This is a genomic window from Streptomyces kurssanovii (assembly GCF_040677245.1).
GTDB classification, from domain to species: domain Bacteria; phylum Actinomycetota; class Actinomycetes; order Streptomycetales; family Streptomycetaceae; genus Streptomyces; species Streptomyces kurssanovii.
Window position 1 is genome coordinate 125,530 of the sequence record NZ_JBFAQK010000015.1, and the last position, 20,566, is coordinate 146,095.

The following is a 20,566-nucleotide window of genomic DNA, read 5'->3' on the forward strand; positions in this document are numbered from 1 at the left end:
CCAGGCGCAACACGTGTTGCGCCTGGTCTCTGGAGGAACACACCTTGATCCACGCACGTCCCGCACGCCGACGGCTCGCCGCCGCCGTCGTCACCGTGCTCGCCGTCACCGTCGGCGCGAGCGCGCTGACCGTTCCGGCGATCGCCGTCCCGGCCGCCGAGGGCGCAACAGGGGCGGCGGCGGCGTCCACGGCGGGCGTCGTCCCGTTCCCGGCCAAGAGCACCATCTTCGGCGCGACGGCCACGGGCTTCCTGACCTCCACCGAGGTGCCGCCCATGGACGAAGGCGGCCCCACCTATTCCGCGCACTGGGTCCCGGCGGACGGCTCCCCCGCGACGGACATCGGCTGGGTCTCAAGGATCGAGAGCACCGGCTCCGGAGACATCGTGGCCTTCGGCTGGGCTTCCGGTGCCAGGCTCACCGACATGGCGACCGGAGACGACCTGCGCTCGATCACCGTCAGCGGTGACACCGCGTATGCGGGGGCCGCCGGCAAGGCCCTGTTCACCACCACGCTCAACGTGGACGGGGACAGGCTTCTCCAGATGCACACCCCGACGAGCGGGTCGGCCAGGACGACGACCGGTCTTCCGGCGGACGCCACGAACGTCATCGTCAAGGCCGGCACGGCGGCACACGCTCTGCTGACCTACTCCACCGGCACGGGCACGACGGCCAAGAAGTACGTGGCCATGCTCGACCTCGCCGCCAACGCCGTGACGGAGACGTACGAACTGCCCGGGGACTCCGCCAGGAGCGACATCGCCGTCTCGGCGACGCACCTCGCCCGGGTCGAGTACGACGCGGACGCCGACGTCACCATCGTGGTCGTCGACCGCGCCACCAAGGCCGCCCAGAGGTTCACGGTCGGCAACGCGTGGCGGCGCGACGTCGAGGTCGGCCTGGTCGGCGGGTGGGTGACGTACGGGACGCGCAGCGGCCTCACCGACATCACCGGGGATCCCCTGCACGCCCTCACCGCGCGCAGCCTCGAGGACGGGACCACCGCCCACAAGCTCCTGGACCACACCCTCACGGCCGCGGCCGCACCCGACGGCACCCAGGTCGTGCGCGGTGGCACGGTCGCGGGCGGCGAAGGCCTCTACCGGATCGCCCCCGGGGCCGACGGCGCCGCCCCGACGGCCCCGCTCGTCGCGAGCAGCGGGGAGTCCACCAAGGTCGCCCTGCTGGGCAGCAAGGTCCCCGCCGTGATCGACCTCGACCGGAACGGCGGCCGGGTGCCGCTCGAGTGGACGCTGTCGCGGTACAACGCGACGGCCACCGTCACCCTGCGGCACATACGGACTGGCAGGGCCTCGGTCGCGGGCTTCATCCAGCCGGAGAACGCGGTCGTGCGCTACGACTGGCTGGGCGACCTCAACAACGACAGCTCCCTTTCCGAGAGCGCCTACAACGGCGACTACACCTGGGAGATCAGTGCCAAGCCCCTCAACGGCATCGGGCCGGAGCTGAAGCAGACCGGCACGTTCACCGTCACGCGCAAGGCCGCCCCGCACGACTACAACGACAACGGCTCCCCGGACCTGCTCCTGCGTGACAGCGCCGGCCGGTTGCTGCGTTCCGACAGCTACTACAACCCGTGGATCAACGAGAACGGCCAGCTGTCGGCAGCGGAGCAGAAGGTCATCGGCAGCGGCTGGAACATGCACAACCGGATCGAGGCCGCCGGCAACCTGGCCGGCGACGCTGCCGGGGACATCGTCGCGCGCGACACCTCCGGCGTCCTGTGGCTCTACCTCGGCAGGGGCGACGGCACCTTCGCCACGCGCACGAAGATCGGCGGCGGGTGGCAGATCTACAACAGGATCGCCGCGGGCTCCGACCTCACCGGCGACGGCAGGCCCGACCTCGTGGCCACCGACGCCGCCGGCGCGCTGTGGCTCTACAAGGCGACCGGTGGCACGAGCGCGCCCTTCGCCGCCCGGAAGAAGATCGGCCTCAGCGGCTGGCAGCAGTTCAACACCATCGAGGCCACCGGCAACATCGCCGGCGGCGCCGCCGGAGACCTCGTCGCCCGCGACACCTCCGGCGTCCTGTGGCTCTACCAGGGCCGGGGCGACGGCACCTTCTCCGGCCGCGTGAAGATCGGCGGCGGCTGGAACACGTACAAGCACCTCGTCGGCGTCGGGGACGCGAACCGCGACGGGCGCCCCGACCTGTTCGCGTACGGCTCCACCGGCACGTACCTGTACAAGGGCACGGGAAGCTCGACCACCCCGTTCAGGTCCCGGGAGGCGACCAGCCTGCCCGACGCCGCCCTGACGCACACGTCCGTCATCTGACGAGGCGGCCGGTCGCCTGACGAACTGCCGCACAACCCGACGCCCTTGACGTAGCGCCGTAGCGCTGTAGAGCCCGGCGCTACGTCACGGGCGGGGTCGACTCGGCGGCGTGTCCGCCGACACCGGAAACCCGGTCCGGCATCGCGGTCGGACCACGTCGGAGACGACGGCGAACGGGACCACGACCGAGACCGCGGGACCGACCGGACAGAAGGCCGACCGGAGCACCTGGGGTCAACCGTGTGACCGCAGGCCCCGAAGATCGTTCTGCCTCGCGTGACCGACCCTGAGACGCCCGTCAAAACGCCGCCCCTGACCGCCCGGACCGCTCCGCCGCCGGGCGAAGCACTTGTGCTGGCCCACCGCTGGAAGGGCTTCTACTGCGAATCACGTGAGGTCCGCGCGCTCGCCCCCCGCTTCCCACCCGTGCTGCTCATCGGCGGGGCGTTCCAGCGCAAGGAATCCTGGGGACGCTGCGAGGAGGTGTTCCTCGGGAGCATGGACGTGTTCACCGTCGACCCACCCGGCTGGGGGGCGGCCGACCCGCTGCCCGAAACCTACGGCGTCGACTTCCTCGCCGACGCCATCTCCCACATGCTCGACGAGTGCGGTGCCGGGCAGGTGAACGTGCTCGCCGGCTCCTACGGAAGCGCCATCGCCTACGAGATGGCCCGGCGCCACCCGGACCGGATCGGGCGCGTGGTCCTGGTCGGCACGATGACGGCCATCCCGGACCACGCACAGACCGCGATGCTCCGCACTCTGGAGCACCTGACCGCCGGAGACATGGAGACCTACGCGCACACGACGCTCGACCTCCTCATGACGCCGGAACGCCTCGCAGACATCCCCAACGGCGCCCGCGTCCGCAGACTGCTGCTGCGCCGCATCACCAACCTCTCCGAGGCGGAGGCGCACCAGATGCGTACCAACACCCTGCGCCTGCTCACCCATCAGGCCCTCGACACCAGCCGGCCGCCTCGTGCACCGGTCCTGACCGTGGCCGGCGAGTACGACTCTTTCACCACTCCGGAGCTGTGCCGCCGGATGGCGGCGGCGTGTGCCGACAGCTGGCATGCGGAGATCCGCGACGCCGACCACATGCTCATCCTGGAACGGACGGCGGAAGTCGCCGACTTGATCACCCGCTTCCTCGCCGGCGAGCCGCTGCACGGACTGCCGTACTGCCGCAGCGTCGAGCAGGTGTCACCGAGCATCGCTCCGGCGCGTGAGCCGGTCTGTGCGACCTGAAGCGCTTCTTCCGGACACCCTGCCGTCGGTGCGGGACGGAAGTCCTGAACCAGCTAGGCCGCGTCCCACTGGTGCGCCCGGCCGCCGCGCCACTCCACCCACACCGGATCGTCGAGGAGCGGCGCCGGATCCAGGATCCCGGCATGTTCGAGGAACACCACCAGGTCGTGATCGCTATGGGCGAGGCCGAGGATCTCGTCGCGCCCGCCCCGGCGCACGGTCACCCGCCGGCCGCCGGTCGGGGACGGCCGGTGCACGACGATCGGCGCGCTCATCTGTCCATGCTGCGCCGGGCCGCGGGTCACAGCATCCCCAGCTTGCTGCCGGGGCGGCAGAACTGGCACGCGTCCGAGCAGTCGGCGCGCTCCTCCGGCACACCCGGATCAGCCCAGACACGGCGACACGTGAAAGGCAGATCACAACTGTCGAAGGACGCGATGCGGCGCATGGGCGAGAGCTTCGTACCGGCTCCCCCTGCCCCCGATCCGGGCTTGCTGAGACCAGAACTGAGACCGCCGTCCCGCGACACCTGCGAGGCCCGCTCCCGCCGCCGTCGCCGCATCCGCTGAACAAGGAAACCCCAGGTCGTAGTAGTTCCGACCTGGGGTTTCAGGATGAGCCGCCTTCGGGATTCGAACCCGAGACCTACGCGCTACGAGGGCCTGCAAGATCGTGACGACGGGTGGCGAATGATGCCGCCTGAACCTGATTTCGCTGGTCAGCTCAGTGCGACTGACGGGGGCGTGCCTGCCGGATCCAATCCATACCATCAAGTCCGCTCACGTACCGCTCACGCGGCTGGACGCGTGACAGCCCGTTACAGCAGATCCCGCGTGCCTGGGCTCCCGTGACGAAGAACGCAGCCCGCGCGGCCGCCATCATCGTTCCTCCCGTTGTCCCACGAGATTCCTCGTCGGTTCACCGGCCCCTACAGCGACGGATCAGCAGCGGAGCCGCCCGGCGGTCCCACCTCGGTCCGGGCAGGCCCGCTCACTGCGGGGCAAACGTGTTGGGTGCAAGCGTGCTCGATGCGCGCCGTCGAGTCGTCCGTGCGGAGGAAGAGGACGAATTCGCAGCCGCCCACCATTCCGTGTTCCTTCACCAATACCCGCAGGCTGGAGATCTGGGCTGCGCTCGTCGCCCGCTTGATGACGATCGGGGCGGACTGACCGGCGATGGAGAAGGTCCTGACCATGGGGGCCTGTCGCATTCCGAGCCGCCATGTGAGCCAGCTGCTGACGACAACGCCGCTACCCCGAAGGATGTCCTTGTCCACCGTGAGCCGGACGCCAAAGACGTTTCCCGCAGGATCGACGGCCATCGTCGCCGGCCGTGCCGGCTCGCTTTCCTCGATCGGGGTAGCACCTCGCGCGACCAACTCGATCAAGCCATCCTCCGTGATGCCCACCCTGTCGTCCAGCAGGCATTGGTGCAGGCGCCACAGGGTCACCGGGTAGCGCTCGCCGACCTTCACGAAGAGAGCGTCCTTGGGCAGCGGCCCTAGTTCGGTCAGCACAGCGACGAAGGCCTCCATGGCGTTCGGGTACGGAGTGACGTTCAGGTGAGGCCATTCGGCCAGCGCCCACTTACCCTCCAGACGGAGCTGCACGAACCTCTCGTCCCGCCTGAGAGCCTCAGCGACGGCGGGCTTCCGCCTGATCCCAGTCGGCGCCAGCAACTCCTCAGCGCGGCAGGGTTCGCCATTCGCCAGGAGGAAAAGGTAGGCCGCGTCCCTTCCGCGGGCGCGACGACGCAGCCAAGTTCCCCCGAGGCCAGGCACCAGAGGGCTATCCGGATGTCCGAGCAGATCCAGCAAGGGAACCTCGTCCGGTACTCCGGCAGCCGCGAAGGTCACCGCTACGTCCTCCCCACGCAGCGGAGCCTCCTCCACTCCTCGCCGAAGCAGCACCTCCAGGGCGCCGGGGCTGCGGGTCCACCAGCCGCGGAGACGACCAGCCCACGTCAATGGATGCTCAGCCCCGACAGCTTCGACAAGAGTCCCCACGCCCACCTGGTCACGTACGCCCAACACCGCCGCCACCTCGGACTGGGGCACGGCGGAGCGCTCGGTGAGGGTGGTGAGCCGACCACGCCAGTCACCCACGAAGGCGTCGGCGAAGGCACAGAGATGCTCCTGCGCCTTCAGGAGCAACTGGCGGACCCGTTCGCGGCTCACCTCATGCTCCTGCCCGATACTTCCGAGGGTCTTCCCGTCTGCGCGATCCTCGATCATGCGACGTGACCGGGCAGGAAGCGCACTGAAAGCAGCTTGAAGCCAGTCGTCATCCCTCGTCATCCCCGAGCCCCGTTCAGCCATCGGTGACGTGTGCGCTGATCAGACCGAGCCGCTTCGCGATCCGCTCGTTGGTCGCCCTCTGCTCCGGGGTGATCTTCCGAACGAACGAGTCCACCGTGCAGATGACCCACGGCAGAGCGTCGCCGCCGGCCTGCGACGCGATGGCCGCCCACGCGAGATGCTTGAAGTCGCGCATGGGCGCCCAGGCGAAGCGCTGCTCCCTCTCCTCGTCGTCCTCGTGGCGAATCGTCACGCAGAGCGGCTTGATGTCGAGCGTCTCAAGGTCGACGTTCCAGCCGTGACCGAGGGCCTTGTCGACGAGAGCGCTGACCGGAGTGGCCGGCTTGACCACGAGCGGAGCCCACTTGCCCACTCCGTAAGTCGCCCGGATGTACTCCTTCATGGGCCTGTCCTTGAGCCACGGCCGGATATTCTCCGGTTTCCCGATAAACGGGAGGAGCCGTCCTCCCACCTCGGGATCGGAGGTCCACGCCTGATAGTGACGGGTGCGCTCGATGTCCGTGAGATAGGTCCAGTTGAAGTCGGCCGCCCGCTTGTAGAGGAGACGCACAACTTCTTCTTCCAGGTCCGAGGGGATCGCGTACTTGGTCATTCGATTCCAGTCGTCAGAGGGAACTGAAGGCGAACCTCGTCCGCCTTGGTCTCAAGGTCCGCCGCGTCCTGGATCCAGTGGTCCATCAGCGATCCGACGGTCTCGTCACTGAATTGGATACGGGAGGCGTGCGGCATTCGGACGCGCAGGTGCTCGCTCTCCTGGGCCTCTAGCGATCGCCGGAGATCCAAGGTCGCCGCCACCCTGCGGATGTCGGTCACGAAGTCGAGGACCCTCAGGGCCTCCTTGCCGGGGCTGAGTCGGAGTCCGCGGCCGAGTTGCTGGACGAAGATCCGCCGACTGTGTGTGACCCGCAGGAACGCGATGAGGTTGACGTCCGGGACGTCGACGCCCTCGTTGAAAACGTCGACACACGTGATCACCGGCACCCGGCCAAGCCGGAACTCGTTCAGCAGGATCTGGCGTCGCTGCCGCGGGAGTGCGCTGTGCAGGAACGACGCGTTGGCCCACGCCGCGTCGGACGAGGCGAACAATCGGGCCATGTGCTCGGCGTGCTCGATGGTCTGACAGAAGACGATGGCCCTCGGTTCCGTCGTGGTCCGCCACGCCTCACGGAAGTGCTCGATGATCTCCTCGTCCCGCTGCGGCAGGAACAGGGACTTGTTGAGGTCCTTGATGGACTGCCCGTGCACGCTGGCGTCCCGGACGGCGTTCCAGTCGACGTTGTCGACGTACAGCCGGTAGTCGACGGCGGAGAGGAAGCCGGCGGCCATGCCCTCCGCGATGCCCATCTTGAAGCTCGGGTACCCGAAGCGAGAGGTGATGTCGAACTTGTCGCCGCGCCAGGGTGTCGCTGTCACGCCGAACTGCTCAGCATCCCCACACAGGTCGAGCAATTCCGCAAACCTGCCGGTCTCAGCCACGTGATGCGTCTCGTCGATCATGATGAGGTCAGGTCGGTAGCCGCCCACACGTACGGCACCGAGAACGGATTCAACCGTTCCGACCACGACTCCGTTGAGGCGTTCGGGCCGGCTTTCTCCCGTGAGCAGGCGCGTGGGAACGTACTTGGGGATGTGCCGCCACATCGCCTTCTCGAGCTGCGCGACGAGGTCCTTCATGTGCGCGACGACGAGAATCCTGGCGTCCGGATTGGTCTTGAGGTGGCGGCTGATGATCTCTCCACCCACCACGGTCTTGCCGAGCCCCGTCGCGAGGACGAGCAGCGCGGCGCGGTTCACGTTGAGGTCCCGAACCACGGCGTCCGCCGCCTCGGCCTGGTACGGACGCAGAGCGTACTTCGCGGGAACGGTCTCGGGCATGCGGTCCCCGATCGAACGCAAGGTCGCGCCGTGCCAGACGGTGATCGGCACGCCGACTCCGTTGAGCGCCATGCGCCGGGCCTCAGCCGCCGCGTTGATGTCGGTGTTGGTGACCAGGATGGCCTTGTCCGCGCGGTAGCGCGTACGCGCACGCTCAAGGTCGTCGACTCCACTCCGGTCGACCTTCCCTCCGGTCTTCCACTTGCACTGGAAGACCCACTGCTCCCGACCGCGTACCGCCAAGAGATCCGCGCCCTGGTCGCCGGCGCCGTCGATAACGCGTACGTCGTTGAAGCCCAGGTACCAGAGGGCTCGTTCGACGGCATGCGTGAGACCTGCGGGTCCTCCCCTCAACAACTCGTCCGCCGAGAGGAAGACGGCGACGCTCACTTCTCCTCCGCGAGGTCGTCGGCCAGCAGACGAATGCTCAGCCTCGTCCGCAGCAGCTGGTCCGGAAGGCTGGCCCCGGCGTAGGTCGCCTGCGTCGCGACATCGGAGAGGTAGCCGACCGTACGCGCGAGGCTGAGCCGCCGCGCGGACGCGGAGGCGACACCCTCGTAGACACCCCGGAAGACGCGGTTGTCCATGAACAGCGATGGCAGAGACTCGACGAGACGGACCAGGAAAAGGGCGGGCACGTACAGCAGAAACTCACCGCTCGCACCGAGGTCGGTCGTGCGGGTGACCTTGCCGTTGGCGATCATGGTGTGCTCGGTGTGGGTGAGTTCATCGGGCGAGAGGAACTGAAACGCCTTCCCCGGTTCGCCGGCACGGTCCAGCTCGGACGCCATGCGGCGACGGACCTCACCCAGCAGTTCCTTGGCCTCAGTACTGATCATCTCGGCGTCCAGAGCGCTGGCGGGCAGCGACTCCGCCCGGATCGCCGCGATGAGCTCCGAGTGGCTCCACTCCGAACTCGTCTGCACCCTGAGCAGCACGGCGATCTCCGCGAGCAGGAGATCCGCCGGGTCCGCTCCGAACCGCTGGAAGATCGGATGATCGAGGTCGAGGAACGCCACGAGGGCGTTACCGCCGCGCTGGTCCAGCAGGACGGGAGTGGCGTGGAGGTTCTCATCGGTCAGACCTCCCACCGTGAGCCGACGTGTCTCGACCTCGACGAAGCCGACGCGCGGGTGACCGAAGGAGCGGCTCAGGGCCGGGTAGGTTGTCGAGTTCTCCGTGTAGCGCGTGACGCGTTCCTGCCGCGTCTCCTTACGCCTCTCCAGGGCCTGCGCGGGAGGAGCGGACCCGCCGTCCTTTGGGAGCTGCGCCTGGGCTTCGGGCTTCGCCTCGTCCCGACCAGTCGCAGGGGAACTCGGACTGCCGCTTTCCGTACCGTCGAAACCGAGCGCCTCCATAACGGCCGCCTCGTCGGGCTTTCCCGGGGTGGCGGCGGCCGCCTTCGCGTTCTTGCCCCTACTCTTGGTCGCCTCGTGGTCCTCGACCGCCTGCCACCAGCGTTCATCGGTCTGGTAGTCGGGGTTGCCCCGGTGGAACTCGTGTCCCCACCGACGAGTGTCGTCGTGGATCGGCTTGCGGCCGTCTCCCGGGACCAGGTACCGCAGACCGGCGTCGTTACGACGGTATCCCTTGAAGAGGAGCGCGAGCGGGCTGGTGTTCTCCTCGTACTCAAGGTTCGCCGCGCGCTGGGGCAGCAGCGGCGCGACCCCTCTCACGATCTCGACCGCCGAGCGCCAGCTGCGGTCGCCGTACTCGAAGGCGTCCTTCTGGTACGTCACCGGGACGTGGTCGAGGTGGATCTCCCCGATGATGCGGCCGCCCTGGTGGGCGAGGTCCACCGGATACTCCGGCTCCTCGTTGCCCACCGCTCCGTCAGGGTTTCGCCAGGTGAACAGCTGCTTGTCCCAGCGGAGGATCTTGCGGCCGTTGCGCAGGAAGTCGATTCCGTAATCGTGCTTGTGCATGTAGCGCTGGATGCCAAGCCACCCGTGTACTCGGCGCTCACGAACGGTGAGCCGATCGCTCCCACAGTCCTCGCAGGCGTCGCGATCAGTGAGCTGCCACTGTCCGCAGTCACCACAGGCGAGACCGTTCTCCAGCTTCTGGTCGATCTCGATGTAGGCAGGGATGCGCTCCTTGTTGTTGTAGAGGACCGAACGGTCGTCTCCCCAACGGCAGTGCCGGACAGGCTTCACCTGGAAGCCGCCAACCCACAGCTCGAAAGGACGGTTCAGGAACATCCAGGAGTAGACCTGTCCCAGGATGTTGCGCAGGGCCGAGCCGTTCTTCTGCAGCCACCGAGCGCGCGTGGGATGCAGGCGGCTGATGACGATACGCGTGCCGTGCTCGTTGGGATCGGCCTTCGGCTCCGTGATGTCCTCCGCCTCGAAGTCGTCTCCGATGCGGTCGAGGTCGATCTCCACACCGATCCACTCGGTGTCGCCCTGGCGCGTGGTAAGGACGCGCGTGCGCTTGCCGAGCCGCGCCGTCGAGACGTTGAACCCCATGCCGAAGAGGCCGAGTTTGTCGTGCATGTCGTTGCCCGACCAGCCTGCCCGTACAGCCCGTTCCAGCCGGTCGTACGTCATGCCGCGACCGGTGTCGGTGATCACGAGCTGACCCTGCGCAGAGTCGGGGAGCTCGACGCTGACGCGATACCCGCCCGCCCAGGGGGTCCCGGACCGATGGATCTCCGTGAAGTCGTCGAAGGAGTTGTCGATCAGCTCGGCGATGCACTGCCACTCGTCGAACTCGATCTCACCGAGCATGCGCAGCACACGCGCGGAAGGAGTGATCTTCATGGACGAAACCCTGTCCTCGTCTCGCGTGGGCGCGCCGAAGAAAGCCCTACCGCGGGCAGCGCTTCGGCGCGCGGCTCAGGTAGAGCCGTACGCGTGATGAAGAGAGTAGAGGGCACCAATGACAATCGGCGGTAAGTTCCCTGCCGTTCTATCCAGTTGAGCGGTTTAGGGCGGTCTCGAGACCCGGTCGCCAACCGTCGCGATCGCAACGTCCGCCGAGGAATCCGCAGTGCTGATGGCAGACGCCGGCGGCCGTTGGGACTCCTTCCGCAATCCGTGAACCCGCCCAGGGTGCCCGTAAAACGGGCGCGTCGAACCATCGTTGGGGCTCTTGGCCGGCGCCAACGGTGGGGGACGGCCTGCTCGCGTTCAGCGAGGGCGACATGCGCATCGTCCTGCGCTGGGCCTTCGACGCCATCAACGAGCCTCTGAATCACGGAATTTTGTGATCATCCCGCGCCGCAAAGTCGCGAACGGCGGCGGCGACCCGGCCCGCCGCTTTTACGGGATCTTCGTGCTCCCAGATTCTGATGGATCGCCATCCCGCGCTCGCCAAGACCTGGTCGGTCTGGACGTCCCTGGCTCGGTTTCCTTCAATCTTGGTGCGCCAGAAGTCACTGTTCGTGCGTGCTGGACGGCAGTGATCGGGGCACCCGTGCCAGAAGCACCCATCCACGAAGACGGCGACACGGGCGCGGGTGAAGACGAGGTCGGCGGTTCGCCGCACTCCGGGAAGCGGCCGCGCCGATACGCGGTAGCGCAGACCCTCGCGGTGCAGTAGTGAGCGGATTCGGAGTTCCGGTGTCGTGTCGCGGCCTCGGTTCCCGCGCATCGATGACCGCGCGGCAGGAGACGATGCCCACGACCCTTCCGGGAGAGGACGCTCTCCGACCATTCCCCGGTCCTTGGCGATCTGCCAAGCCTGTTCAAGGTTCGCCGCACGCGTCACATGCTCCACTTCTCCGACATACAGGGCGGGTGAACGCCCGTTCTCCGACCAGCGGAGATAGGCCCTAATCCGGCGGGTCCTGGGCAACAACTTCAGCGTGATCGAGGCCAGCGCGTAGTCGCCGTTTTCACGCTTGACATAGCGGCCCTCGCGACCACCTGCGGCACGATCCTGCTCGGCGACGATCGCCTTCCTGGTCCGTCCCTGCCGCCCCCGCCAGGCCCTCTCGGGCGGCGGCTTGTCCTTCCAGCCCACTTGCCGGGACTCGCCGGCGGCGTTCACGAGCGCCGTTCCGCGTCGTCTAGGGCTTTCGCGACGGCGCCGGTGAACACCTCGCCCAGCTTCACGGGAACCGCGTTGCCCAGCTGCCTCATGCGTTCACCCCGCGGGCCCGCCATGCTCCATCCATCGCCGAATGTCATGACCCTGGCGGCCTCGCGCACGGTCATGTACCGGTGCTCGGGGCGCAATAGGCCGGTCTTCTCGTCGCGCACCAGGTTGTCGAGCTGCATGACCGACTCGCCACCGGGTACACCGTGCACCCCGGCCTTGACGGTCTTGGCCGGCCGGTCAAGTTCGTTGGGCGTGTGCCCGTCGTAGATCCGAGCTCCGGGCCACCCGACGTGGTCGGGGAATCCGCCCTGTTCCGTCGTCTTGTCCAGCATGCTGATGTTGATCTTGGGGAGCCCCATTACGGCGTCTCGAAGGGTGAGCCAAGGCTGGAGGTCCCCATCCCCGCTCTCGAACGACAGCTGCTCATTCGCGTAGCGCGAGGTCACCAGATCGATGACGCGCTTCGGAATCTCGGCGCCTGCCTGCTCGTGGCGGTTCCAGTAGGAGCCTTCGAGGATCGTCCGCGCGAGGGCCGCATGGGAGTGAGTGCGCGCGACAGCGCGCTTGACCAGCTCCGGGTCCACGCCCAGGTCGGCGCGGAACGCCAGGAGGATCACGCGGTTGCGGATCTGCGGCACCCCGTAGTCGGCGGCGTTCACGGCGTGTTGCGTAACCTCGTATGTCTCCGCCGGATCGGTGTCCTTCGCGGCGAGCCGCTCCCGCAACGCGTGGTCGTGCTCCTGCCACGTAGCACCCTCTCGGCGCTTCACGAACGGCAGGGAAAGCTCGCGCTTGATGTACTCGAAGTAGGGATTGAAGGACGGACGAAGGAGCCCTCGGACGTTCTCGCAGATGACTGCCTTGGGATGGATCTCACGAACTGCCCGGAACATCTCCGGAAACATGTTCCGCTCGTCCTCGTCGCCCTTCGCGACTCCACCAAGGCTGAACGGCTGGCATGGTGGCCCGCCGGCCAGAAGGTCAACATCGCGATCCCTGAGGAAGCTCATGTCCAACCTTCGGACGTCGCCGGTGACCAGGGGAGGGTAGTGGGGCCGCTCAACGGTGCCTGCAGCGTCGAAGCCCTCCGCGCGTTGCTTATCAATCTGGTCCAGCCACTTGGCCAGCACATCGGAATCGACGTCCACAGGAAACGCGTCGAAGTGATTGCCCTCGAGCGTCTCGCACGCCCTCTTCGCGAACTCGTTCAGCAGCAGGTGTCGGAAGCCGGTGTTCGTACTGGCTTGGACCAGCCCACCACCGCCCGCGAAGAGCTCTACCGACGTCCGTTGCATTTTTCACTCCTAGCAGTTCAGCGCAGCCAGAACCATACCGCGGAGTAGTGACATTGTGACCCATGTGCCGGAGAAACGCGTGTGACGTCGTACGCGCTGCAGCGACAGCAGGGGCCTGGAGGAGTCGGCATTTCACCGAAGCCTCACCCTCAGCATCACGAAAGCGCTCGGCGATCAGCTCGCGGCGGATCTCGACGAGCCCCCGCCACGACCATGACCTACCGCAGCCGGACGACGAGGACGAGGACGTCTGTCTGACGTATGACCAGCTCGGGCACCTGGTGCTGGCTGCCGGCGAATACCGGCTGCTGATCCTTGGCTGGGTTACTGCGGCATCCGGTGGGCGGAGGCGTCGGCCATCAAGGCCGAGCGCCTGTCGGTCCCTCAGCGGCGGATACGGATCGTGCAGAACTGCACCGACGTGAAGGGCGTGCTCGCCCTGGGCCGGTGAGGAACCACGAGAAGCGGTCTGTGCCGCTGCCGCGGTCGTTCGCCGGCGAGCTGGGCGATCTGGCCCGCAGCAAGGGACAGAACGACCTGCTGTGCACGGCGGCAGAGGGCGGCCCGCTCCGCTACAACAACTTCTGGAACCGGGTGTTCGACCCCGCTGTCCGCGACGCGGGTCTCGGGAGAATGGGGATCACGCCGCACAAACTGCGGCACACCGCGGCGTCCCTGGCAATCGCGGCCGATGCTGACGTGAAGGTCGTGCAGCTGCTCCTCGGCCACAAGGGCGCGTCGATGACGTTGAACGTCTACGGGCATCTGCTCCCCGACAGGCTGGACGAGGTCGCCGACGCGCTCGACGCCGGCCGGGAGGTCGCACTCGCTTTCACGGATGCGTCGCTCATCCCGCCTGGGTGATCAAAGCAGGGTGTACTAAATGCGCACAGGGCCCCCGGAGTGATCTCCGTGGGGCCCTGTCTCATACGGCATCTGACCTGCCGTTTTACCTCTGAGCCGCCTTCGGGATTCGAACCCGAGACCTACGCATTACGAGTGCGTTGCTCTGGCCAACTGAGCTAAGGCGGCAAGCTGCCGGGAGATGCACGTCCTCGCCGAGGACACGCTCTCATCAGCAGCGGCGCCAAGTCTACAGGGTTCTTCGGGGTGCCCCGAACCACCTCCCGCGCGCCCCTGACGAGGGCCTCAGCAGCGCTTGCCGTCCTGCGGGGCCTTGCCCTCGATGAGGTAGGCGTTGATCGCCGTGTCGACGCAGTCGCTGCCCCGGCCGTACGCGGTGTGGCCGTCGCCGTCGTACGTCAGGAGCCGGCCGGACGACAGCTGGCCCGCGAGGCTCTCGGCCCACTTGTACGGGGTCGCCGGGTCGCGGGTGGTGCCGACGACCACGATCGGAGCCGCTCCCTTCGCCTCGATGGGGTGGGCCTTGCCGGTCGCGGGGACGGGCCAGTGGCCGCAGTTCAGGGCGGCCCAGGCGAAGCCGCGGCCGAAGACCGGGGACGCCTTCTCGAACTCGGGGACGGCGGCACGAACCGCGTCGGGGCTCTTGAAGGCCGCCGGCAGGTCGAGGCAGTTCACGGCCGCGTTGGCGAACATCAGGTTCGCGTAGGAACCGTCCGCCTCGCGCTCGTAGTAGCTGTCGGCCATCGCCAGCAGCGGGGCGCCGTCGCCGTTCTGCGCGGCGGCGAGCGCGGAGCGCAGCTGGGGCCACGCGCCGTCGTCGTACATCGCGGCGATCACGCCGGTGGTCGCCAGTGACTCGGTGAGGTCTCGGTCCTCGCCGGTGGGCACGGGAGAGGCGTCGAGCTTCGCGAAGAAGTCCTTGAGGCCGGCGGTCGCGTCCTCGACGGACGTCTTGCCCAGGGGGCACTCCGCCTGCTTGACGCAGTCTGCGGCGAACGACTTGAACGCCGTCTCGAAGCCGGCCGTCTGGTCGCGGTTCAGCTCGCGGGCGGACAGGGCCGGGTCCATCGCCCCGTCGAGGACCAGCCGACCGGTCCGGTCGGGGAACAGCTCGGCGTAGGTCGCGCCGAGGAAGGTGCCGTACGACGCTCCGACGTAGTTCAGCTTCTCGTCACCCAGCACCGCACGCAGGACGTCCATGTCACGGGCCGCCTCCGTGGTGGAGACATGGGGCAGGACCTTCCCGGAGCGCTTCTCGCAGCCCGCCGCGAAGTTCTCGTAGGCCTGCTCCAGCTTGTCCGCCTCGGCGGTGTCGTCGGGCGTCTGGTCGACCTGGGTGTACGTGTCCATCTCGGGGCCCGTAAGACATTCGACGGGCTCGCTGCGGGCGACGCCGCGCGGGTCGACGGCCACCATGTCGTACCGGGCGCGGACCGGGGCCGGGTAGCCGATGCCCGCGTACGCCTGGAGGTAGCCGATGGCCGAGCCGCCGGGGCCGCCCGGGTTGACCAGCAGCGAGCCGAGCCGCTTGCCGGGTCCGGTCGCCTTGACGCGGGAGACGGCGAGCTTGATCGCTTCACCCTCGGGTTCGGCGTAGTCCAGCGGGGCCTTCATCGTGGCGCACTCGAAGTTCGGCACGCCGCATTCGCGCCAGTCGAGCTTCTGCCCGTAATACGGCGCGAGGGCCGCGGAAGGCGCCGACCTGCCGGCCGCCCCCGGCGCCTCGGGCTCGCTCACGGACGGGCCACCGGTGGTGCAGCCGGAGACGAGCAGGCCGACCGTGGCCAGCGGGAGGGCGAACGTGCGGAGCAGGCGCCTGGTGTCCATCCAACGGAGCGTAATGGCAGCAGGCAGCCGTTGCCCGTCCCGGCTCGCACGGGTGAGCCGGTCAACCGGACGATGATCTCTGTGCCGACGCCGTCGGGGACGCCTTCAGCCCGCGCGCAGCGCGACGGTCATCGCCTCGACCGCCAGCAGCGGCGCGACGTTGCGCTCGAGCGCCTCACGGCAGGCGACGATCGCCTCTATCCGGCGCAGCGTGCCCTCAGGCGTGGAACTGCGGGCGATGCGGTCGAGGGAGTCGCGCACATCGTCGTTGGCGAGGGCGACCCGCGAACCCATCTGCAACGCGAGCACGTCCCGGTAGAAGCCGGTGAGGTCCGTCAGCGCCAGGTCGAGGCTGTCGCGCTGGGTGCGGGTCTTGCGGCGCTTCTGGAGGTCCTCGAGCTCCTTCATCAGGCCGGCCGTCCCGCGCGGCATCCGGCCGCCCTCCGACGCGCCCAGCGCCGCCCTGAGCTCCTCGGTCTCCTTGACGTCGGTGTCCTCGGCGACCTGCTTGGCGTCGTCGGCGGCCGCGTCGACCAGTTCCTGGGCGGCACGCAGGCAACCGCCGATGTCCTCCACCCGCAGGGGCAGCTTGAGAACGGCGCTGCGGCGGGCCCGGGCCCGTTCGTCCGTGGCCAGGCGACGGGCGCGGCCGATGTGCCCCTGCGTGGCACGGGCCGCGGTCGCCGCGAGCTCCGGTTCGACGCCGTCCCTTCTGACCAGCACGTCGGCGACAGCGGCCACCGGCGGCGTGCGCAGGGTCAGGTGACGGCACCGGGAGCGGATGGTGGGCAGCACGTCCTCGACGGAAGGCGCGCACAGCAGCCACACGGTGCGGGGCGCCGGCTCCTCGACGGCCTTCAGCACGGCGTTGGCCGACCTCTCGTTCAGCCGCTCGGCGTCCTCGACGAGGATCACCTGCCAGCGGCCGTTCGCCGGCGCCGTGAACGACTTACGGACGGTGTCCCGCATGTCGCTGACGAGGATCTGCGTGCCCGTGGCGGCGATCCAGCTCACATCCGCATGCGTGCCGATCAAGGCCGTGTGGCAGCCGTCGCAGAAGCCGCACCCCGGCGTGCCGCCGAGGGCCCGGTCAGGGCTGGTGCACTGCAGGGCCGCCGCGAAGGCACGCGCCGCGGTGACGCGCCCGGAACCAGGTGGTCCGGTGAACAGCCAGGCATGCGTCATCTTCGACGCGGGCGGCACCGGCTCCCCCGCGGCGTGGGCGGTGACGTGCGCGTCGGCGTCGCGCGCGGCGGCGGAGAGCTGCTCCTGGACGCGCTCCTGGCCGACCACGTCGTCCCATACGGCCATGTGCCGTCACCGACCTTTCCTGCTGCGGTCTCCCATTGTGGCGGAGGGCGCCGACAGCGCCGTCCACCGGCGTCCCGCACGCCCCGTCCCGCGAGTGCGCCGCCGGGTCCGCCGGTCTCCCGGTCCCGTCCGTCCCGTCCGTCCCGTCCGTCCCGTCCCGCAATGAAAGAGGACCGGGCACCGGGCCCGGTCCTCTTCAGCGGTGTTCGGGCCGTCAGCCGCGGCGCCCCCGGCGCCCGCGGCCGCCGTCGTTCTCGTCGTCCTCGCGCGGACCGAGGAGTTCGTCCGCGAGCGTCGGAAGGTCGTCGAGCGGTGTCTCCTCCGCCCAGTCGGAGCGGCGGCGCGGGCGCTCCGCCGTGGGATCCACCTGAGGGAGTTCCGTGGTGCGTTCGTTCCCGCCGCCGACGCCGCGCTCCTCGTGCTCGTCACGGAAGATGCCCGGCGGCACACGGTCGGCAGGACCGGCGTCCCGCACCGGAGGCAGTACAGCGGTCTCGTCCGCCGCACGGGCGTCCCGCACCGGCGGCAGCATGGTGGTGTCCGCATCGTCGGGGACCTTGGGCAGCATGGCCGTCTCGGCCTCGTCCGGGACCTTCGGCAGCACGCTTGTGGCGTCGTGCGAACCGCCGGGCACCGGGACCTCCTGCGTGACCTCGTCCGGCTTCACGACCGGAGTGGGCGCCGTGGTCTCCACGGCCGACGCGGCGGCGGCCGCGGCTGCGGCGGCCTCGGCCGCCCGGCGTGCCTCCTCCGCCCGCAGCAGCGCCTCCTCGGCCTTGCGCTGCTTCTCGAGGCGGCGTTCCTCCGCCTCCTTGCGCAGCCGGGCCTCTTCCTCCGCCTGCTTGCGCAGTCGTTCCTGCTCCGCCTGGCGTGCCCGCTCCTCGGCCTCGCGGCGCTGCCGCTCCTCCTCGGCCCGGCGCCGTGCTTCCTCCGCGCGCTGCCGGGCCTCCTCGGCCTGACGCTCCGCCTCGCGCTGCCGCGCCTCCTCCAGCTCGCGGCGCTTGCGCTCCTCCTCCTCGGCCCGGAGCTTGGCGAGCTGTTCCTGCCGCTCCCGTTCGAGGCGCTCCTCCTCCGCCTTCCGCGCGGCCTCTTCCTCGGCCTTGCGGCGGGCTGCCTCCTCGGCCGCCTTGCGGGCGTCCTCCCGGGCCTTGATCTCCGCCTCCGACAGCGGCAGCAGCTGGTCGAGCCGGTGCCTCACGACCGTGGTGACCGATCCGGGCTCCTGTCCCGCGTCGACGACCAGGTAGCGGCCGGGGTCGGCCGCGGCCAGGGTCAGGAAGCCGGAGCGGACCCGCTGGTGGAACTCCGCCGGCTCGGACTCGAGCCGGTCCGGTGCCTCCGTGAAGCGTTCCCTCGCTGCCTCGGGCGAGACGTCGAGGAGCACGGTCAGGTTGGGCACGAGACCGTCCGTCGCCCACCGCGAGATCCTGGCGATCTCGGTCGGGGACAGGTCACGGCCGGCGCCCTGGTAGGCCACGGAGGAGTCGATGTACCGGTCGGAGATGACGATCGCGCCGCGGTCGAGTGCCGGGCGGATCACCGAGTCGACGTGCTCGGCGCGGTCGGCCGCGTACAGCAGCGCCTCCGCGCGGTTGGACAGACCGGCGCTCGAGACGTCCAGCAGGATGGAGCGCAGCCGCTTGCCGACCGGGGTGGCACCGGGCTCGCGGGTGACGACCACCTCGTGCCCCTTGGCGCGGATCCATTCGGCGAGGGCCTCGACCTGGGTGGACTTGCCGGCTCCGTCACCGCCTTCGACGGCGATGAAGAATCCGCTCGTCGCGGGGGCCTGCCCCGGGTCGGCGCCGCCGCGCAGCGCGTCGCGGAGGTCGCGGCGCAGCGGCACGCCGGAGCGGTCGTCCGTCTTGGCGAGGACGATGGCTGCCACCGGCAGCAGCAGTGCTCCGACGAGCATGAGCGTGAACGCGGCCCCGCCGTGTGCGAAGACGAAGTCGCCGCCGGCCAGCCGGTGCGGTCCGATCGCGGCGGCGAGGAGCGGGGCGGCGACCGCGGCCAGCCCGATGACGACGCGGACGACCGCCCGGAGATGTCCGGCGAGCCTGGGCCGCCGGAAGTCCTCGGTCTCCTGGTCGACGAGTGCGTGTCCGGTGTTCGCGGCGATGCCCGCGGAGACGCCGGCGACCGCGGCGAGGAACAGTCCGGTCGCCGTGTCCGGCACGAGGCCCAGCGCGAGCAGGGCGACGCCGGTCACGGCGAGCGCGAGGGCGAGCAGCCTGCGGCGGGACAGCGAGGGCAGGACGGCGCCCGCCCCGCGGATGCCGGCACCGGTGCCGCCGACCAGCGCGAGGACCAGCAGGGAGAAGGTCACCGGGCCGCCACCGAGGTCGACGGCGTGCAGCACGGCGACCGCCGCGGCCGAGGCGATGGCCGCGGTGACGGACGCGCAGGCCAGGACGAACAGCGGTATGGCGCCGGTGCGGCCCTTGTCCGGCCCGTCACCCTTGGACGGCCGCCGCAGACCCTCCAGCGGCGAACGCGGCCGGGGTGTCTGCGAGCCGGGCAGCTCCACGAAGTACAGGGTCGAGACGGACGCGGCGAACAGTCCGGCCGCGAGGTAGGAGCCGAGGGCCGCCTGGTGCTGGGAGAACCATTCGACGGCCGTGCCCAGCAGGTTGCCGATCAGCGTGGCGACCAGGAGGGCCGCGGCCGCGGCGGGTACGACGGCGAAGGCCGTGCGCAGCCACAGGGTGCGCAGCGACTCGAGGTGGTCGGGCAGGGGCCGTACGGCCGCGCCCTCCGGCGGCGGCGCGGGCAGAAGTGCGGGTGCCGCGCCCTCGCGGGCGACGGTCCAGAAGCGCTCGGCGACGCCGGTGAGGAAGACCGTCACGAGCAGGATCGCCAGTGCGTTGTCGGGCGTCCAGTCGATCCACAGCGGGGCGACGACGAGCAGCGCCAGACGCAGCCCGTCGGACCCGATCATGGTCCAGCGCCGGTCGAACGGGCCGCTGGGCGCCGTGAGCGAGGTCATCGGGCCGAGGAGTACGGCTCCGAAGAGGAGCGTCGACAGGACCCGGGCGCCCAGCACGGCGGCGACCGCGAAGGCGGCCCCGCGGTATCCGCTCCCGAACGAACCGGACTCCACCGCTGCCTGGAGCGACAGCAGGAGGAGCACGAGCACTGCGAGTGCGTCCCCGATGCCGCCGACGACCTGTGCGTTCCACAACCGCCTCAACGGTGGGTGGCGCAACAGGGAGCGCACGGCCCGTTCACGTGAGTCCGTGGCAAGTGCATCGGAACCCGATGCGTCGGAGGCAGTCTGTGAAGCGGTGCTCATGACCGCCTGCTGCTCGGCTGGCTGCTCGGCTCGCGTCATTCGGCCAGCCTATCCGGAGCGTGGTGCTCCCCGGAGGGGTGTCCGAACATACGGGCGCTCTTGTGGCAAGGGTGTGAAGTTCCCCTGCCGCGGAGCGCGGGATCACGGAGTGCGGCGGGGCGGTCTCCTCATGAGGAGACCGCCC

At 69.4% G+C, this 20,566-nt stretch carries 14 protein-coding genes, 1 tRNA gene and 2 pseudogenes; 5 read left to right on the forward strand and 12 right to left on the reverse strand.

What is annotated here, in order from left to right; translation table 11 throughout:
- The first annotated feature begins 44 nt into the window (after nt 1-44).
- Together AB0K36_RS14185 and AB0K36_RS14190 are read left to right on the forward strand one after the other, a co-directional pair.
- Nucleotides 45-2,303 carry an FG-GAP-like repeat-containing protein gene (locus AB0K36_RS14185; protein WP_364592989.1) on the forward strand — a complete coding sequence of 753 codons (2,259 nt, stop codon included), beginning with the start codon at nt 45-47 and terminating at the stop codon, nt 2,301-2,303.
- A 276-nt stretch (nt 2,304-2,579) separates the two neighbouring features.
- Entirely contained in the window at nt 2,580-3,554 is a 975-nt protein-coding gene (locus AB0K36_RS14190) for an alpha/beta fold hydrolase (protein ID WP_364592992.1), read from the forward strand.
- Between the two features lie 53 nt (nt 3,555-3,607).
- Here the strand turns inward: AB0K36_RS14190 and AB0K36_RS14195 are convergent, their stop codons facing one another.
- Nucleotides 3,608-3,829, reverse strand: a complete 222-nt coding sequence (locus AB0K36_RS14195; RefSeq protein WP_364592994.1) for a hypothetical protein — start codon at nt 3,827-3,829, stop codon at nt 3,608-3,610.
- Nucleotides 3,830-3,918: 89 nt separating this feature from the next.
- On the opposite strand from AB0K36_RS14195, the pseudogene AB0K36_RS34785 reads away from it, so the two are divergent.
- Nucleotides 3,919-4,123 (forward strand): annotated as a pseudogene (locus AB0K36_RS34785) (tyrosine-type recombinase/integrase); the annotation flags it as partial.
- Between the two features lie 359 nt (nt 4,124-4,482).
- Here AB0K36_RS34785 and AB0K36_RS14200 read toward each other — a convergent pair.
- Nucleotides 4,483-5,163 (reverse strand): hypothetical protein, encoded by a 681-nt coding sequence (locus AB0K36_RS14200; RefSeq protein ID WP_364593037.1) that lies wholly within the window; start codon nt 5,161-5,163, stop codon nt 4,483-4,485.
- Between the two features lie 186 nt (nt 5,164-5,349).
- Between AB0K36_RS14200 and AB0K36_RS14205 the strand changes: the two genes are divergently transcribed.
- On the forward strand, nt 5,350-5,796 hold the full coding sequence (locus AB0K36_RS14205) for a hypothetical protein (protein ID WP_364593040.1): 447 nt from the start codon (nt 5,350-5,352) through the stop codon (nt 5,794-5,796).
- On the opposite strand, the pseudogene AB0K36_RS14210 reads toward AB0K36_RS14205, so the two are convergent.
- From AB0K36_RS14210 to AB0K36_RS14235, 6 genes and pseudogenes are all read right to left on the reverse strand, one after another.
- Nucleotides 5,743-5,871, reverse strand: a pseudogene (locus tag AB0K36_RS14210) (hypothetical protein); the annotation flags it as partial. The gene AB0K36_RS14205 and the pseudogene AB0K36_RS14210 sit on opposite strands and share 54 nt — an antisense overlap.
- Complete coding sequence (locus AB0K36_RS14215) at nt 5,864-6,463, reverse strand: hypothetical protein (RefSeq protein ID WP_364592997.1); 600 nt, start codon at nt 6,461-6,463, stop codon at nt 5,864-5,866. The pseudogene AB0K36_RS14210 and the gene AB0K36_RS14215, both read right to left, overlap by 8 nt.
- On the reverse strand, nt 6,460-8,136 hold the full coding sequence (locus AB0K36_RS14220) for a DEAD/DEAH box helicase family protein (RefSeq protein WP_364593000.1): 1,677 nt from the start codon (nt 8,134-8,136) through the stop codon (nt 6,460-6,462). The genes AB0K36_RS14215 and AB0K36_RS14220 overlap by 4 nt, the downstream gene beginning before the upstream one ends.
- On the reverse strand, nt 8,133-10,508 hold the full coding sequence (locus AB0K36_RS14225) for an ATP-binding protein (protein ID WP_364593003.1): 2,376 nt from the start codon (nt 10,506-10,508) through the stop codon (nt 8,133-8,135). The genes AB0K36_RS14220 and AB0K36_RS14225 overlap by 4 nt, the downstream gene beginning before the upstream one ends.
- A 433-nt stretch (nt 10,509-10,941) precedes the next feature.
- Nucleotides 10,942-11,739, reverse strand: a complete 798-nt coding sequence (locus AB0K36_RS14230) for a very short patch repair endonuclease (RefSeq protein WP_364593006.1) — start codon at nt 11,737-11,739, stop codon at nt 10,942-10,944.
- On the reverse strand, nt 11,736-13,085 hold the full coding sequence (locus AB0K36_RS14235; RefSeq protein WP_364593009.1) for a DNA cytosine methyltransferase: 1,350 nt from the start codon (nt 13,083-13,085) through the stop codon (nt 11,736-11,738). Before AB0K36_RS14235 ends, AB0K36_RS14230 begins: the two co-directional genes overlap by 4 nt.
- Nucleotides 13,086-13,532: 447 nt before the next feature.
- Here AB0K36_RS14235 and AB0K36_RS14240 point away from each other — a divergent pair, with 447 nt between their 5' ends.
- Nucleotides 13,533-13,949 carry a tyrosine-type recombinase/integrase gene (locus tag AB0K36_RS14240; protein ID WP_364593012.1) on the forward strand — a complete coding sequence of 139 codons (417 nt, stop codon included), beginning with the start codon at nt 13,533-13,535 and terminating at the stop codon, nt 13,947-13,949.
- Between the two features lie 94 nt (nt 13,950-14,043).
- On the opposite strand, the gene AB0K36_RS14245 is transcribed toward AB0K36_RS14240, so the two are convergent.
- The 4 genes from AB0K36_RS14245 to tmk all read right to left on the reverse strand — a co-directional run bounded on the left by AB0K36_RS14245 (nt 14,044) and on the right by tmk (nt 20,421).
- Nucleotides 14,044-14,117: transfer RNA gene (locus tag AB0K36_RS14245), tRNA-Thr, on the reverse strand.
- A gap of 117 nt (nt 14,118-14,234) precedes the next feature.
- On the reverse strand, nt 14,235-15,776 hold the full coding sequence (locus AB0K36_RS14250; RefSeq protein ID WP_364593015.1) for an alpha/beta hydrolase: 1,542 nt from the start codon (nt 15,774-15,776) through the stop codon (nt 14,235-14,237).
- 105 nt (nt 15,777-15,881) lie between these two features.
- Nucleotides 15,882-17,087 carry a DNA polymerase III subunit delta' gene (locus tag AB0K36_RS14255; protein ID WP_364593018.1) on the reverse strand — a complete coding sequence of 402 codons (1,206 nt, stop codon included), beginning with the start codon at nt 17,085-17,087 and terminating at the stop codon, nt 15,882-15,884.
- 214 nt (nt 17,088-17,301) lie between these two features.
- Nucleotides 17,302-20,421, reverse strand: a complete 3,120-nt coding sequence (tmk, locus tag AB0K36_RS14260; RefSeq protein ID WP_364593021.1) for a dTMP kinase — start codon at nt 20,419-20,421, stop codon at nt 17,302-17,304.
- Nucleotides 20,422-20,566 lie beyond the last annotated feature (145 nt).